Origin of the sequence: Saccharopolyspora sp. CA-218241, from assembly GCF_050954615.1 — a bacterium.
In the GTDB taxonomy this organism is placed as follows: domain Bacteria; phylum Actinomycetota; class Actinomycetes; order Mycobacteriales; family Pseudonocardiaceae; genus Saccharopolyspora; species Saccharopolyspora cebuensis.
This window is the reverse complement of the sequence record NZ_CP191860.1, coordinates 2895429-2911606: the sequence shown is the minus strand read 5'-3', so window position 1 is coordinate 2911606 and position 16178 is coordinate 2895429. Positions and strand designations below refer to the sequence as shown.

Annotated in this window: 10 protein-coding genes; 8 read left to right on the top strand and 2 right to left on the bottom strand. The window is 76.6% G+C overall.

The genetic code is table 11. From position 1 onward, the window contains the following. Positions 1-155: 155 nt before the first annotated feature. The gene (locus ACQP0T_RS13815) at positions 156-935 is read right to left on the bottom strand and encodes an SIR2 family NAD-dependent protein deacylase (RefSeq protein WP_433873710.1); all 780 of its coding nucleotides are present in this window, start codon (positions 933-935) and stop codon (positions 156-158) included. Between the two features lie 240 nt (positions 936-1175). On the opposite strand from ACQP0T_RS13815, the gene ACQP0T_RS13810 reads away from it, so the two are divergent. The 8 genes from ACQP0T_RS13810 to ACQP0T_RS13775 all read left to right on the top strand — a co-directional run bounded on the left by ACQP0T_RS13810 (position 1176) and on the right by ACQP0T_RS13775 (position 15083). Next, positions 1176-2543 carry an MFS transporter gene (locus tag ACQP0T_RS13810; protein ID WP_433873506.1) on the top strand — a complete coding sequence of 456 codons (1368 nt, stop codon included), beginning with the start codon at positions 1176-1178 and terminating at the stop codon, positions 2541-2543. Next, the gene (locus ACQP0T_RS13805; protein ID WP_433873504.1) at positions 2536-4608 is read left to right on the top strand and encodes a molybdopterin oxidoreductase family protein; all 2073 of its coding nucleotides are present in this window, start codon (positions 2536-2538) and stop codon (positions 4606-4608) included. The genes ACQP0T_RS13810 and ACQP0T_RS13805 overlap by 8 nt, the downstream gene beginning before the upstream one ends. Then, positions 4605-6011 (top strand): FAD-dependent oxidoreductase, encoded by a 1407-nt coding sequence (locus tag ACQP0T_RS13800; protein ID WP_433873502.1) that lies wholly within the window; start codon positions 4605-4607, stop codon positions 6009-6011. Before ACQP0T_RS13805 ends, ACQP0T_RS13800 begins: the two co-directional genes overlap by 4 nt. Further along, positions 6008-8506, top strand: a complete 2499-nt coding sequence (gene nirB / locus ACQP0T_RS13795) for a nitrite reductase large subunit NirB (protein WP_433873501.1) — start codon at positions 6008-6010, stop codon at positions 8504-8506. The genes ACQP0T_RS13800 and nirB overlap by 4 nt, the downstream gene beginning before the upstream one ends. Then, positions 8503-8826: a nitrite reductase small subunit NirD gene (gene nirD, locus ACQP0T_RS13790; protein ID WP_433873499.1), complete on the top strand. Its 324-nt coding sequence runs from the start codon at positions 8503-8505 to the stop codon at positions 8824-8826. Before nirB ends, nirD begins: the two co-directional genes overlap by 4 nt. Further along, the gene (locus tag ACQP0T_RS13785) at positions 8823-9968 is read left to right on the top strand and encodes a uroporphyrinogen-III synthase (protein WP_433873497.1); all 1146 of its coding nucleotides are present in this window, start codon (positions 8823-8825) and stop codon (positions 9966-9968) included. The genes nirD and ACQP0T_RS13785 overlap by 4 nt, the downstream gene beginning before the upstream one ends. Beyond that, positions 9950-10645, top strand: a complete 696-nt coding sequence (locus tag ACQP0T_RS13780; RefSeq protein ID WP_433873495.1) for a sirohydrochlorin chelatase — start codon at positions 9950-9952, stop codon at positions 10643-10645. Before ACQP0T_RS13785 ends, ACQP0T_RS13780 begins: the two co-directional genes overlap by 19 nt. 70 nt (positions 10646-10715) lie before the next feature. Beyond that, positions 10716-15083, top strand: coding sequence for an HAD-IC family P-type ATPase (locus ACQP0T_RS13775; RefSeq protein WP_433873494.1), 4368 nt, complete (start codon positions 10716-10718; stop codon positions 15081-15083). Here the strand turns inward: ACQP0T_RS13775 and ACQP0T_RS13770 are convergent. Further along, the gene (locus tag ACQP0T_RS13770; protein WP_433873492.1) at positions 15070-16002 is read right to left on the bottom strand and encodes an EamA family transporter; all 933 of its coding nucleotides are present in this window, start codon (positions 16000-16002) and stop codon (positions 15070-15072) included. The genes ACQP0T_RS13775 and ACQP0T_RS13770 overlap by 14 nt on opposite strands. Positions 16003-16178: the final 176 nt, after the last annotated feature.

Sequence of the window (16178 nt, the reverse complement as noted above, 5' to 3'; positions counted from 1 at the left end):
GGCCGTCACCCCCTGCTGGACTCCGCGCCGGCGCGGACCGGCGCGGGCGGAATCTGCCCGGACGGTTCGCACTCTGCGGCCAGGTCCCGGAGCTCGCCACTCGTCCCCCGGGCACAGCGGCCAACATCAGCCACTCGGGTCACGCGGGCGGGTCGTCACCGCCAGGTGCTGGGGTCCCCCCAGGTCCGCAGCGGGGCGGCGTGCTCAGCGGGCGGCACGGCGGCCAGCGCGGGCAGCACCTCGTCGAGCGGTCCGCGCAGCACCGCGTCGGCCAGCTCGTCGTAGGGGGTGGGTTCGGCGTTGCAGACGACCAGGCGGGCGCCCGCCTTCACGGCGAGCTCGGCGAAGGCCGCCGCGGGCTGCACCGTCAGGGAGGTGCCCGCGGCCAGGAACAGATCGCAGTCCAGGGCGGCGCGGCGGGCCGCGCGCAGCACGTCGGCGTCCAGGGCCTGGCCGAACGAGATCGTCGCCGACTTCTGGATGCCGCCGCAGTGCGGGCACGGCGGGTCGGCCTCGCCCTCGGCGACCCGGCGCAGCACCGAGCGCATCGAACTGGCCGCCCCGCAGTCCAGGCACACCACCCGCAGCATCGACCCGTGCAGCTCCAGCACCTGGTCGCGGTCCAGCCCGCCGCGCTGGTGCAGCTCGTCGATGTTCTGGGTCAGCAGCGATCCGAGCCTGCCGGAGGCGGCGAGGTCGGCGAACGCGCGGTGCGCGGGGTTGGGCTCGGCCGCCCACACCGGGTGCTCGGCGCGGCTGCGCCACGCGTCCACCCGCACCTGCGGATCGGCGAGGTAGCTGTCGATGTCGCTGAGCCGTTGCGCCGTCGGGTCCTTGGTCCACACCCCGTTGGGCCCGCGGAAGTCGGGGATGCCGGAAGCCGTGGAGACCCCTGCCCCGGTCAACGCGGTGATCCGGCGCGCCGCGCCGACCAGTTCCCGGGCCCGTCGCCCCTCCGGACCGCTCAGGACGGTCCCGTCCGCGGAGTCGTCCGCACCGCCAGCTCGCACTCCTCCACCGTCCCACGTCCGGGTGGTACTCGGCCACCAGGGCCCCTCACCAGGCGGGACGCGGTCGTTGTGAAGCTCCCTTTTCACCTCGGTAACCGCAGCGGCCCATCGGCGCAACAGCCCCTTCCTACGGTCGGTGAGCCCGCAGTTCGAGGAGGACCGATCGTGACCACCACGGTGCACCCACCGCCCAGGCCGGGCCGCTGGATCAGCGGCTGGGACCCCGAGGACGAGGAGTTCTGGGAGCGCAGCGGCAAGCGCATCGCCCGGCGCAACCTGGCGCTGTCGGTGCTCTCCGAGCACCTCGGCTTCTCGGTGTGGAGCATCTGGTCGGTCATGGTGCTGTTCCTGTCCCCGGAGATCGGCCTGGGCTTCACCGCCGGGGAGAAGTACCTGCTGGTGTGCGTCCCGACGCTGGTCGGCTCGCTGCTCCGGTTGCCCTACAGCGCGGCGGTGGCCCGCTTCGGCGGGCGGAACTGGACGGTGCTGTCCACCGCCGTCCTGCTGGTGCCGACCCTGCTCGCGCTGCACTTCGTGCGGCAGCCGGGCACGCCGCTGTGGGTGTTCCTGCTGATCGGCGCGCTGACCGGGCTCGGCGGCGGCAACTTCGCCTCGTCGATGACCAACATCGCGCACTTCTTCCCGCGCAGGCACCAGGGCTGGGCGCTGGGGCTCAACGCGGGCGGCGGCAACCTCGGCGTGGCGGTGATCCAGCTGGTGGCGCTGCTGGTGATCGCCACCGCGGGCAGCACAAGCCCCGCCTACGTCGCGGCGGTCTACCTGCCGCTGATCGTGCTGGCGGCGCTGGCCGCGGCGCTGGGGATGGACAATCTGGACGTGGTGCGCGGGGCCCCGGGCGCGCAGCGCGAGGCGGTGCGCGAACCGCACACCTGGTGGCTCTCGCTGCTCTACATCGGCACCTTCGGCTCGTTCATCGGTTACGGGTTCGCCTTCGGGCTGGTGCTGCAGAACCAGTTCGGCTTCAGCGCCTTGCAGGCGGCCGGCTGCACCTTCCTCGGGCCGCTGCTGGGTTCGCTGGCCCGGCCGCTGGGCGGGGCGCTGGCGGACCGCTTCGGCGGCGCCGGGGTGACGTGCTGCAACTTCCTCGGCATGGCCGCCGGGACCGCGCTGCTGCTGGTCGCCTCCGGGCAGGGGTCGTTCGGCCTGTTCCTGGCGGCGTTCACCGCGCTGTTCGTGCTCAGCGGCCTGGGCAACGGCTCGGTGTACAAGATGATCCCGGCGGTGTTCGCCGAGCGGGCCGCGGCGCGGGTCACCGCCGGAGCCGACGCCGGAGCGGCGTTCGCCGAGGCGCGCCGGCTCTCCGGCGCGGTGATCGGCATCGCCGGGGCCGTCGGCGGGCTCGGCGGGGTGCTCATCAACCTGGCCTTCCGCGCCTCCTACGGCGGCCCGGCCGCCGCCGGCGACCTCGCGTTCGTCGCGTTCCTGGTCTGCTACCTCGGCTGCGTGGTGCTGACCTGGGCCTGCTACCTGCGCCGCCCGGCGGTGGCCGTCCGGGAGGTGGCCGGTGCCTGAGCGACTGCGGACGGTGGCCACCCACTGCCCCTACTGCGCGCTGCAGTGCGGCACCCGGCTGACCCGGGAGCGCGCCGGGGTCGCGGTGCGGCCGGACGCGGACTTCCCGGTCAACCAGGGCGGCCTGTGCCAGAAGGGCTGGACGGCTCCGGCGGTGCTGACCGCCGCCGACCGGCTGCACCACCCGCTGGTCCGCCGCGGCGGGCGGCTGCGACCCACCGACTGGTCCGGTGCGCTCGACGTGATCGCCGACGGGATCACCCGGGTGCGGCGCAGCCGCGGCGCGGACGCGGTCGCGGTGTTCGGCGGCGGTGGCCTGACCAACGAGAAGGCCTACCTGCTCGGCAAGTTCGCCCGGCTGGCGCTGGGCACCAGCCAGATCGACTACAACGGCCGGTTCTGCATGTCCGCGGCGGCCGCCGCGGGCGGGGCGGCGTTCGGGCTGGACCGGGGGCTGCCGTTCCCGGTCACCGACCTCGGCGCGGCCGACGTCGTGCTGCTGGCGGGGTCCAACCCGGCCGAGACGATGCCGCCGCTGATGCGGCACCTCGGCGCCCCGGACCTGGTGGTCCTCGATCCCCGCCGGACGGCGACCGCCGAACGCGCCGCACTGCACCTGCAACCGGCACCGGGCACCGACCTCGCGCTGGCCCTCGGCCTGCTGCACGTGGCGGTGACCGACGGCCTGCTCGACCGGGACTACGTCGCGGCGCGCACCTCCGGTTTCGCCGAGTCCTGGCAGGCCGCCGCGGGGTGGTGGCCGGAGCGGGTCGAGCGGACCACCGGGGTGCCGGCGGCCGACCAGCGCGCGGCGGTGCGGATGCTCGCCGACGCCGAACGCGCCTACGTGCTCACCGGTCGCGGCGCCGAGCAGCACAGCAAGGGCACCGACACCGCGGCGGCCTTCATCAACCTCGCGCTGGCGCTGGGCCTGCCCGGTCGCGTCGGCAGCGGCTACGGGTGCCTGACCGGCCAGGGCAACGGCCAGGGCGGCCGGGAGCACGGCCAGAAGGCCGACCAGCTCCCCGGTTACCGCTCGATCGGCGACCCGGCGGCCCGCGCGCACGTCTCCTCGGTGTGGGGCGTGGCGCCGGCGGACCTGCCCGGGCCGGGGCGCAGCGCCTACGAGCTGCTCGACGCGCTGGGTACCGAGGACGGCCCGCGCGCCCTGCTGGTGTTCGGCTCGAACCCGGTGGTCTCGGCACCCCGCGCGGCGCACGTCGCCGACCGGCTGGCCGCGCTGGACCTGCTGGTGGTGGCCGACGTGGTGCCGTCCGAGACCGCGCAGCTCGCCGACGTGGTGCTGCCGGTGACCCAGTGGGCCGAGGAGGACGGCACCATGACCAACCTCGAAGGCCGGGTGTTGCGCCGCCGCCGGTTGCAGCCGCCGCCGGGGCACGCCCGCAGCGACCTCGAGGTGCTGCACGGCCTGGCCACCCGGCTCGGCCAGCCCGGCCACCGCTACCCCACCACGCCGAAGGAGGTCTTCGAGGAGCTGCGCCGCGCCTCGGCGGGCGGCGGCGCCGACTACTCGGGGATCAGCTACGAACGCCTCGACGCCGGGGAGGCGCTGCACTGGCCGTGCCCGGACGAGGCGCATCCCGGCACCCCCCGGCTGTTCCTGGACGGCTTCGCCCACCCCGACGGGCGGGCGCGGTTCGCCGCCGTCGAGCACCGGGACGCCGCCGAGCTGCCCGACGCCCGGTACCCGCTGACCGCCACCACCGGCCGGGTGCTGGCGCAGTACCAGTCCGGCGCGCAGACCCGGCGAGTCCCCGAACTGGTGGCGGCGGCCCCGGAGCCGTTCGTCGAGGTGCACCCGGACACCGCGCGCCGGGCCGGTCTCGTCGAGGGCGCGCTGGCCCGGGTCAGCTCGGCGCGGGGCACCGCGCTGGCCCGCGTGCGGCTGGTGGGCACCCTGCGCTCGGACACCGTCTTCCTGCCGTTCCACTTCCCCGGCGACGGCCGCGCGAACCTGCTCACCGGCGACGCCCTGGACCCGCGCAGCCGGATGCCGGAGTTCAAGGTCAGCGCGGTGCGCCTCGAACCGGAGGTGCGGGCATGACGCGCGTGGTGGTGGTCGGCGGTGGACCCGCCGCGCACCGGCTGGTCGCCGGGCTGCGCGCGGGCGGTTTCGACGGCGCGGTCGCGGTGCTCGGCGCCGAGCCCCGCCCGGGCTACCACCGGGTGCTGCTCGGCTCGGTCGTGGACGGCACGCTGCGCGGTGCGGACCTGGCGCTGCCCGCGCCCGCGGCCGAGGTGCACGCGGGGGCGATCGCCGCGGAGCTGGACCGCGACCGGCGGGTGGTGCGCACCGCCTCCGGCGACGAGCACCCCTACGACGTGCTGGTGCTGGCCACCGGGGCGCGGGCCCGGCAACCGGAGCTGCCCGGCGCGACACCGGACCGGGTGCGCCCGCTGCGGACGCTGCCGGACGCCACCTGGCTGGCGGCGGGGGCCGGACCCGTCGCGGTGCTCGGCGGCGGCGTCCTCGGGGTCGAGACCGCGGTGGCGCTGCGGGCCCGGGGCCTCGACGTGACCCTGGTGCATCCCGGACCCGGCCTGATGGACCGGCTGCTCGACGCCACCGCCGGGCGACTGCTCGCCGACCGGCTCGGCCAGCTCGGCGTGGACCTGGCGCTGCGGCGTCGCGCCGTCGGCCACCGGCCCGGGGAACTGCTGCTCGACGACGGCACCGCGGTCCCGGCCGAGCGGGTGGTGGTCTGCGCGGGCACCGCCGCCGAGGTGGGATTGGCCGAGCGGGCCGGGCTGGCGGTGCGCCGCGGCGTGGTCGTCGACGACGAACTGCGCACCGCCGACCCGCGGATCCGCGCCCTGGGCGACTGCGCCGAGCACGCCGGCGTGCTGACCGGGCAGCTCGAACCGGCGTGGCGGCAGGCCGACGTGCTGGCCGGGCTGCTGACCGGCGCGGACCAGCGCTACCGGCCCGGCCGGGAGATGACCCGGCTGCGGGCCCGGGGGATCGACCTGGTCTCCCTCGGGCCGGCCGAGCGGCGGGCCGATCCGGCGGCCGAGGTGGTCGCGCTGTCGGACCCGGCGCGGGGCCGCTACGCCACCGTGACCGTGCACGACGAGCGGATCACCGGCGGGGTGCTGCTCGGGTTCCCCCGCGCCATCGCCGCGCTCACCCAGTTGCACGACCGCGGCCTGCCGCTGCCCGCCGACCGGCTGGCGCTGCTGCTGGGCGGGCCCGCCGCGACCGGCACCGCGACGACCGGTACTGCGACGACCGGTACTGGGCGGGTCACCGCCCCGCCGGTGCTCTGCCACTGCAACGCCGTCACCCGGGACGCCCTGGTCGCCGCGTGGCGCTCCGGGGCCCGCTCGGTCGCCGAGCTGGCCCGCACCACCCGCGCGACCACCGGTTGCGGCGGCTGCACCGAGGAGGTCGCGCGGCTGTGCGACCGGTTGCGCGACCACGACGGGATCGAGGAGGGAGCAGCGTGATGCGCACGCTCGTCATCGCCGGACACGGCATGGTCGGACACCGGCTGCTGGAGGTGCTGCGGTCGCGCGACACCGCGGGCAGCTGGCGGGTCGTGGTGCTCTCGGAAGAAGCGCACCACGCCTACGACCGGGTCGCCCTGTCGTCCTACTTGGACGGCAAGAGCGCCGAAGACCTCACCCTGGCCCCGCTGGGGCCGGACCCGCTGGTGGAGGTGCGGGCGAGCACCTCGCTGGCCGCGATCGACCGCCGGGCGCGGCGGATCACCACCTCCGACGGCGCCGAGCTGGACTACGACGCGCTGGTGCTGGCGACCGGGTCGCGGCCGTTCGTGCCGCCGGTGCCGGGCCACGACCTCGACGGCTGCCACGTCTACCGGACCCTCGACGACCTCGACGCGATCCGCGACGCCGCCGCGCCCGGGGAGGCGGGCGTGGTCATCGGCGGCGGCCTGCTCGGGTTGGAGGCCGCCAACGCGCTGCGGCTGCTGGAGATGCGTCCGCACGTGGTGGAGATGGCCCCCCGGCTGATGCCGCTGCAGGTCGACGACGGCGGCGGGCAGGTGCTCGCCCGGCTCGTCGAGGAGCTGGGGGTGACCGTGCACCGCGGTGCCGCCACCCGGTCGATCGAGGGACGCGGAGGTCGGGTGTCCGGGGTGGTGCTGGCGGACGGCACGACCATCGGCACCGGGCTGGTGGTGTTCTCCGCCGGGGTCCGCCCGCGCGATGAGCTGGCCGCGGCGGCGGGGCTCGCGCGCGGCGAGCGCGGCGGGTTCCTCGTCGACGAGGACTGCCGCACCGACGACGAGCACATCTGGGCCATCGGCGAGTGCGCCGCGGTCCAGGGGCGCTGCTACGGGCTGGTCGCGCCCGGTTACGGCATGGCCGAGGCGGTGGCCGAGCAGCTCCTCGGTGGTACCGCGAGCTTCCCCGGCGCGGACCTGTCGACCAAGCTGAAGCTGCTCGGCGTGGACGTGGCCAGCTTCGGCGACGTGCACGCCACCACCGAAGGCGCGCTGGAGGTCGTCTACGCCAACGGCGCGGCGGGCACCTACGCCAAGCTGGTGCTCGGCGACGACGCCTCGGTGCTGCTCGGCGGCGTGCTGGTCGGCGACGCGAGCGCCTACCCGGCGCTGCGCCCGCTGGTCGGCCGGGAGCTGCCCGGTCCACCGGAGCGGCTGCTGCTGCCCGCCGGTTCCGGGGCCGAGGCCGCGCCCCTGCCCGCCGAGGCGACGGTCTGCTCCTGCAACAACGTGACCAAGCAGGACATCACCGCGGCGGTCACCGACCGGGGGCTGATCGACGTCGCCGGGATCAAGTCCTGCACCGGGGCGGGCACCAGCTGCGGCTCGTGCGTGCCGATGCTGGCCGGCCTGCTCGCCGAGTGCGGGGTGGCCGCGGGCAAGGCGCTGTGCGAGCACTTCAGCCAGTCCCGCGCCGAGTTGTACGAGATCGTCCAGGCCACCGGGATCGGCACGTTCTCCGAGCTGATCGCCCGGCACGGCACCGGGCGGGGCTGCGACCTGTGCAAGCCCGCGGTGGCCTCGATCCTGGCCGGGCTCGGCGGGCACGTGCTGGCCGACGAGCAGGTGCCGCTGCAGGACACCAACGACCGGTTCCTGGCGAACATGCAGCGCAACGGCACCTATTCGGTGGTGCCCCGGGTGCCCGGCGGGGAGATCACCCCGGAGGGGCTGATCGTGCTCGGCGAGGTGGCCCGGGAGTTCGGCCTCTACACCAAGATCACCGGCGGCCAGCGGATCGACCTGTTCGGCGCCCGGGTCGAGCAGCTCCCGGCGATCTGGCGGCGGCTCGTCGACGCCGGGTTCGAGTCCGGTCACGCCTACGGCAAAGCGCTGCGCACCGTGAAGTCCTGCGTCGGCGACGACTGGTGCCGCTACGGGGTGCAGGACTCGGTCACGATGGCGATCCGGCTGGAACTGCGCTACCGCGGCCTGCGGGCCCCGCACAAGCTCAAGTCCGGGGTGTCCGGCTGCGCCCGCGAGTGCGCCGAGGCCCGCGGCAAGGACTTCGGCGTGATCGCCACCGAGCGCGGCTGGAACCTCCACGTCGGCGGCAACGGCGGGTTCACCCCCCGGCACGCCGAGCTGCTGGCCGCCGATCTCGACGACGAGCGGCTCGTCCGGGTGATCGACCGGTTCCTGATGTTCTACATCCGCACCGCCGACCGGTTGCAGCGCACCTCGGCCTGGGTCGAGTCGCTCGGCATCGACCACGTGCGGCAGGTCGTCGTCGAGGACTCCCTCGGCATCGCCGCCGACCTGGAGGCCGCGATGGCCCGGCACGTCGAGAACTACTCCGACGAGTGGGCCGGGGTGCTGGCGGACCCGACCAAGCTGGCCCGGTTCGTCTCCTTCGTCAATGCCCCCGACGCCCCCGACCCGACGATCCGCTTCACCGAGGAGCGCGGTCAGATCCGGCCCGACGGGCCGGTGCCGCTGCCGCTGCCCCGGATCCGCGAGGAGGCCCCCGCATGAACTGGCACCGCATCTGCGAACTGGACCTGCTGACCCCCGAGTGCGGGCTGCCCGCGCTGGTCGGCGAGCACCCCGTGGCGTTGTTCCGGACCGGCGACGGCGAGCTGTTCGCGGTGGGCAACGTGGACCCGTTCTCCGGTGCCGGGGTGATCAGCCGCGGCATCGTGGGCGACCGGGCCGGTGAGCCCACCGTGGCCTCGCCGATGCTCAAGCAGGTGTTCTCGCTGCGCACCGGCCGCTGCCTGGACGACCCGGACGTGCGGCTGCCCACCTATCCGGTGCGCAGCCGGGAGTCCGCCGTCGAGATCGGAGTCGCGTGACCGAACCGCTGGCCGGGTTCACCATCGGGATCACCGCCGCGCGGCGGGCCGACGAGCTCGCCACGCTGCTGGAGCGCCGGGGCGCGCGGGTGGTGCACGCCCCGGCGCTGCGCCTCCTGCCGCTGGCCGACGACGCCGAGCTGCGCCGGATCAGCCGGCAATGCCTGGCCGCGCCGCCGGACGTGGTGGTGGCGACCACCGGCATCGGGTTCCGGGGCTGGATCGAGGCCGCCGAAGGCTGGGGCATCGGCGCGGCGCTGCTCGACGCCCTCGGCCGGGCCCGGCTGCTGGCGCGCGGTCCCAAGGCGCGCGGGGCGGTCCGCGCGGCCGGTTTGCCCGACCCGTGGTCACCGGCCTCGGAATCGTCCGGCGAACTGCTGGCGCACCTGCTCGGCGGTGCCCCCGCGGGCACCCGGATCGCGGTGCAGCTGCACGGGCAGCCGCTGCCGGACTTCGTCGACGCGCTGCGCTGCGCCGGGGCGGAGGTCCTCGAGGTGCCGGTGTACCGCTGGACCGCACCGGCCGACCCCGCGGCGCTGGAGCAGCTGCTCGACGCCATCTGCGCGGGCGAGGTCGACGCGGTGACCTTCACCAGCGCGCCGGCCGTGGCCGGGATGCTCGCCCTGGCCGCCGAGCGCGGTCGACAGGAGGCGCTGCTCGACGCGCTGGCCGGGCCGGTGCTCGCCGCCTGCGTCGGCCCGGTGACCAGCGGTCCGCTCGCCGACCTCGGGATCGCCCCGGTGGTGCCGCCGCGCTACCGGCTGGGCGCGCTGGTGCGCGCGCTGTGCGAGGCGCTGCCCCGCCGCCACCCGGTGCTGCCGGTCGCCGGGCGGTCGCTGCAACTGCGCGGGCACGCCGCGCTGGTGGACGGCACCGTCCGGCCGCTGGCCCCGCAGGCCCGCGTGCTGCTGGCGGCCTTGGCCGAGCGGCCGGGGCGGGTGGTCTCGCGGCGCGCGCTGGCCGACGCGCTGGCGGCGGTCGCGCCCGGGCGCGCGGTCGACGAGCACGCGGTGGAGCAGGCGGTCGCCCGGCTGCGCGCCGCGCTGGGCGCCGCCGACCTGGTGCAGACCGTGATCAAGCGTGGCTACCGGCTGCCGCTGGAACCGATGGAGGACGCACCCCGATGCACCGCACGCCGCTGAACCCGCCGCTGGTGCTGGTCGCGCACGGGACCCGCGACCCGGCCGGGCCCCGCGTCGTCGAGCGGATCGCCGCCGCGGCCGCCGACCGGCTGGCCACCTCGGTGCGGGCGGCCTACGTGGACGTGATCGGCCCGTCGGTGGGCGAGGTGCTCCGGGAGATCGACGGTCCGGCCGTGGTGCTGCCCGCGTTCCTGGCCGCCGGCTACCACGTCCGCGCCGACCTCCCCGAGCAGCTCGGCGCCGAGCGGCGGCGGGTGCTGGTCACCGCCCCGCTCGGTCCGGCGCCGGAACTCGCGGCGGCGATGCGCGACCGGTTGGCCGAGGTGGGGTGGCGTCCCGGCCGGTCGGTGCTGTTCAGCGCCGCCGGGTCGGCGGACCCCCGGGCGCGCGCCGACGTGCGCCGCGCCGCCGACCTGCTGGGCGGGCTCCTGCGGCAGCGGCTGGGCCCGAGCTACCTGACCACCGCCCACCCGACCACCGCCGAGGTCGCGGCGACCACCGCGCCCGCCTTCCTGGCCCCCTACCTGCTGGCCCCCGGGGCGTTCCACCGGGAGCTGGCCGCGCTGCCGGGGGTGGCGGCGCGGCCGATCGGCGACCACCCCGGTTGGTGGACCTGGTGGTCCACCGGTACGGGGACGCGGTCGGCGGCGGCGTTTCGGCGCACCGCGGCCGGGTAGTACGAGCGGAGCTGATGAGCGGCCCGAGCACGCGCTGATCCCGGGGGCCGCCGAAGGGGGTGGTGCCGCGATGCCGCTGCACCGCCTGTGGTCCCGCACTGCCGAGGTGGTCGCTCCCGTGCTCGCGGCGGCGCGCGGCCGGACCACCACCGATCGGCGGACCTGGCGCGGGCGGCACTCCCACCTGGAAGTCCGCGGCCTGCACGAGCGCTCGGCCGACGACGCGGTCCGCGCTCTCGGCGACCGGCTGCGCGGCGTCGAGGGCGTGCGCGCCGTGGAGGTCAACCGGGTGCTCGGCCGGGTGGTGGTGGACCACGATCCGGCCGAGGTGGCGGTGGCGGTGCTGGCCCGGGTTCTCGCCGAGGTCGAGGCCGAGCACGGGCTGCGCGACACCGAGCGCGCGCCGAGCGGCACCGCCCACCCCGGCGACCCCGACGCCCTGCTGCGCGACGCCGGAGCCCTGGCGCTGAGCGCGCTGGGCTTCGGCTACTCGCTGCTCGGCTCGCTGCTGCCCTTCCGCGCCACCTCACCCGTGGTGCCCGCGGCGGTGTCGCTGGTCGATTCGGTGCCGTGGCTGCGCGCGGGCGCCGAACGGGTGCTGGGGCGCGAGGGCTGCGACGTGGCGCTGGCCGTCGGCGGCGCGGTCTCCAACGGGCTCGCGCAGCGCCCGCTCGGCGTGCTGGCCGATCTCGGCGGCCGGTTCTGCGCGGCCCGGGAAACCGTGGCCCGCGGGCAGGCGTGGGCGCGGCACGAACCGGGGGCGGAGCACGGTTGCGGCCCGGTGTCCGGCGAACCCCGGCCCGTCCCGTTGCCCGGCGGGCCGGTGGAGCGGGTGGCGAGCACCTCGGGCGGGGCCGCGCTGGGCGGCTGGGCGGCGACGCTGGCCGCCACCCGCGACCGGCAGCGGGCGCTGGCCGTGCTGCTGGCCGCCACGCCGCGGGCCGCCAAGGCCGGGCGCGAGGCGTTCGCCGCGCAGCTCACCAGCACCGCGACCGAACGCGGCGCGCTGGTGCTGCAACCCGACGCGCTGCGCCGCCTGGACCGGGTGGACACCGTCGTCTTCGACGCCGCCGCCCTGCTGACCGGCAGGCGGGTGGTGGAGCGGGTGATCCCGCTGGCCGACCGCGACGCGGCGGAGCTGTTCGCGGTGGCGGGCGACCTGGTCGATCCGGACGGCGAGATCGTCGCCCACGGCGGCTGGACGCTCACCGCGCACTCCGGTAGCTCCGGGGGCAGCTCCGGGCTGCCCGCGTCGGTGCTCGACGAGGTGCGGCAGGAGCTCGCCCGGGGCGCCGAGATCTTCCTGCTGCGCGACCGGGAGGAGCCGGCCGCGGTGGTGGTGCTGGTCGCCGAGCTGGACCCGCTCGCGGAGTCCCTCGTCGAGGTCGCGGGCGAGCACGCGGCGGTGCTGATCAGCGGCCGGGGCACCCGGCTGGACCACCGGCTGGACGTGGACGGCGCCGTCGCGGGCGGCACCCGGCTGCCCGGCGAGGTCCGCCGGTTGCAGCGGGAAGGCGCGGTGGTGGCCGTGGTCTCGGCCCGGGACGGCGCGGCGCTGCTGGCCGCCGACGTCGGCATCGGCGCGTCCGGGCCGGCGGCTCCGGTGTGGGCGGCCGACGTGCTGTGCCCGACCCCCGCGCTGGTGCACTTCCTGCTCGCCGCGCAGGGCGGGGCCCGCCGGTCCAGCACCCGGGCGGCGGCGCTGTCGGCGGTCGGCTCCGCGGTCGGCGCGTTCCTCGCCGCGTTCGGGCCCGCGTCCGGCGCACCCGGTCGCGCCGGGATGCCGTGCCACGCCGCGACGCTGGCCGCGCTGCTCACCGGTACCTGGATCGGCTGGCGGGTGGCCGGGCGCGCGCCGCCGGTGCCGCGCGAGCGCACCCCGTGGCACGCGATGACCCCGGAGGCGGTGCTGCGGACGGTGGCCGGATCGCGGGAGGGGCTCAGCGCCGCCGAAGCGCGCCGCCGCACCGAACCCGCGGGCGAGGCGCGGGAAGCACCGATCGGGCTGCTCGCCGCGACCACCGAAGCGCTGATCACGCCGATCACCTCGGTGCTCGGGGCGGGCGCGGTGGTCTCGGCCGGGCTCGGTTCGGTGACCGACGCGGCGCTGATCTGCGGCGTGCTGCTGACCGGCGCGGTGATCGAGGGCGTCCAGCGGGTCCACGCCGAGCGGGAGCTGTCCCGCCTGCGGGAACCGGACCGCTCGACCGCGCGCCGCCGCCGAGGCGGCGAGGTCGAGGAGGTACCGACCACCGAGCTGGTTCCCGGTGACGTGATCGAGCTGCGGGCCGGGGACGCGGTGCCCGCCGACGCGCGGTTGCTGGCGGCCGAGTCGCTGGAGGTCGACGAGTCCGGGCTGACCGGGGAATCGTTGCCCGCCGCCAAGCGGGTGGAGCCCACCGCCGCGGTGACCGTGGGCGACCGGACCTGCATGGTCTACCGGGGCACCTCGGTGGCGGGCGGTTCGGGCAGCGCGGTCGTGGTGGCCACCGGGGACCGCACCGAGGTGGGCCGCACCGCCCGCGCCGCCACGGCACCGCACCGGCGGGACACCGGCGTGCAGCGCAGGCTCGGCGAGCTGACCCACCGCTTCCTGCCGCTGTCGATCGGGGCGGGCGGGCTGATGCTCGCCGTCGACCTGCTGCGCGGGGTGCCCGCGGCCGAGTCGGTCAGCCGGTCGGTGGGCCTGGCCGTGGCGGCGGTCCCGGAGGGGCTGCCGTTCGTGGCGACCCTCGCCGAGATGGCCGCGGCGCGGCGGTTGTCCCGGCGCGGCGTCGTGGTCCGCACCCCGGACACCGTCGAGGCGCTGGGCCGGGTCGACGCCCTGTGCTTCGACAAGACCGGCACCCTCACCCAGGGCCGGATCACCCTCGGCGCGGCCTCCGACGGCCGGACCGGCTGCGATCCCGCCGACGCCCCGGGGATCGTGGCCGCCGCCGCGCGGGCCTGCCCGCGCCCGGACGGCAGCCCGCTGCCGCACCCGACCGACCAGGCGATCCTGGACGGCGCCGCGGCGCACGACCTGCTGCCCGATGCACCGGTGCTGGCGGAGCTGCCGTTCGAGCCGTCGCGCGGTTTCCACGCCTCGCACACCGCCGGGCTGCTGTCGGTCAAGGGCGCCCCGGAGGTGGTGCTGCGGCGCTGCACCCGGCACGCGGGAGGCGAGTTCGACGACGCCGCTCGCGCCGACGCCGAAGCCGCCCTCGACGGCATGGCGCGGCGCGGTTTCCGGGTGCTGGCGATCGCCGAACGCCCGGTGCCACCGGATTTCGAGCTCTCCGACCCCACCACCGGTGAACTGGAGCTGCTCGGGTTCCTCGGGCTGGCCGATCCGGTGCACCCGGCCGCCGCGGCGGCGGTGGCCCGGCTGGGCCGGGCGGGCGTGGACGTCATGATGATCACCGGCGACCACCCCAGCACCGCGGAGGCCATCGCCGCGGACCTGGACCTGCTGGACGGGCGGGGCGTGCTCACCGGTGCCGAGCTGGACGAGCTCGACGACGAGCGGCTCACCGCGCGGCTCGCCGACGTCGCGGTGTTCGCCCGGGTCTCCCCCGCGCAGAAGGCCCGGATCGTGGACCGGCTGCGGGCGGCGGGCCGGGTGGTGGCGATGACCGGCGACGGCGCCAACGACGTCCCGGCGATCGGGCTGGCGCAGGTGGGCATCGCCTTCGGCTCGCGCGCGGCACCGGCGGCCCGGGAGTCGGCCGACCTCGTGGTCGGCGAGGACCGGATCGAAACGCTCACCGAGGGGATCGTCGAGGGCCGGGGCATGTGGAGCTCGGTGCGCGACGCGCTGGCGCTGCTGCTGGGCGGCAACTTGGGCGAGATCGGCTACGCCGTGGTCGGCGGCGGGATCAGCACGGCGGCTCCGCTGAACACCCGGCAGCTCCTGGTGGTCAACATGCTCACCGACGTGCTGCCCGCGATGGCCATCGCGGTGCGCCCGCCGCCGGAGGCGACCCCGGACAAGCTGCTCGCCGAAGGTCCCGACGCCTCGCTGGGCAGCGCCTTGATCAAGGACGTCCGGACCCGCGCGGTGGCCACCGCGGCCGCCGCGACGCTGACCTGGCTGGCCACCCGCGCGCTGGGCACCCCGTCGCAGGCCCGCACCGCCGCGCTCGTCGCGCTGGTGTCGACCCAGCTCGCGCAGACGGTGGCCACCCGGGGGCGCACCCCGGTGGTGCTGGCCGCCGGGGCCGGCTCGATGGTGGTGCTCGCCGGGCTGGTGCAGCTGCCCGGGGTGAGCTGGTTCTCCGGCAACACCCCGCTGTTCCCGCACCACTGGGCGATCGCGCTGACCATCGCGGCGCTGGCCGCCGTCGCAGTGCGGCTGCGGCGCCCCGTCCCGGCTCGCGGCGAGGCACCGCGGCCCGGGCCGGCCGAGCTCCCGCGGGTGGAGGACGCGGAGCCGACCGGCGCGCTCACACCCCGGTGAGCTCCCCGGCCCGGGTCCGCGCGGGTGCGGCGCGCTGGGCGACGAAGGCACCGGCGAGGACAAGCGCTCCGCCGACCACCTGCACCGGGCCGAGCGCCTCCCCCAGCAGCGCCCAGGCCAGCAGCGTCGCGACCACGGGTTCGAGGAAGGCCACCGCGCCCGCCACCGGGGCGGAGAGCCGGCGCACCGCGACGATGCCGGTCAGGTAGGCGAGCGCGGTGCTGATCAGCACGATCCAGCCGACCGCGAACAGCGCGGGCACGGCGTGCCCGGCCAGCTCGACGTCGCCGAGCAGCGCGCCCCAGTCCATCCGCCAGGGCTGGGCCAGCGCGGTGACCGCCGCCGCGCCGAGCAGCAGCCCGTAGGACACCAGCGCCAGCGGGTTCACGTCGGGACCGCTGTCGGAGAGCAGGAAGTAGGTCGCCTGGCAACCGGCGGCGGCCAGCGCCAGCAGCAGCCCGACCGGGTCGAACCCGAGCCCGCCCCAGAGCTCGACCACGCAGGCCAGGCCGACCACGGCCAGCACCACGCCGAGCGCCGCCGAGCGGGTCACCGGACGCCGGCGGACGAACCGGATCCAGCCCAGCACCAGCACCGGCCCGAGGAACTCGATGAGCAGCGCGACCCCCACCGGCACCGTGGCGATCGCGGCGAAGTAGCTCACCTGGACCCCGGCGATGGCGAACAACCCGTAGCCGAGCAGCAGCCGGGGGACCCGCCGCGCGGTGCGCACGTGCCGGAGCGCGAACGGCAGCATCAGCACCGCGCCCCCGGCCAGGCGCAGCCACGCCACCTGCAACGGGCTGAACCCGGCGGCGATCAGGGGTTTGGCGAAGGGACCGGAACCGCCGAAGCAGATCGCCGAGGCGACCGCGCAGACCAGTCCGGTGGTCTTGGCGTCGCGGAAGGGGAATCGCACCGCGCCATGGAAGCACGACCGGGTGACGGACGAGCCGGGTTCCGCACCGCCGGGAGCGGCGCAGCCGGAAGTTTGCCGACCCTTGGTTGTAGTGCAATACAGGACAAGCGTACTGTTACTCCTGAGATCCGGGTCCACGCGCACGCTCGGCCGACGTGCGCGAGACTCGCACTCGT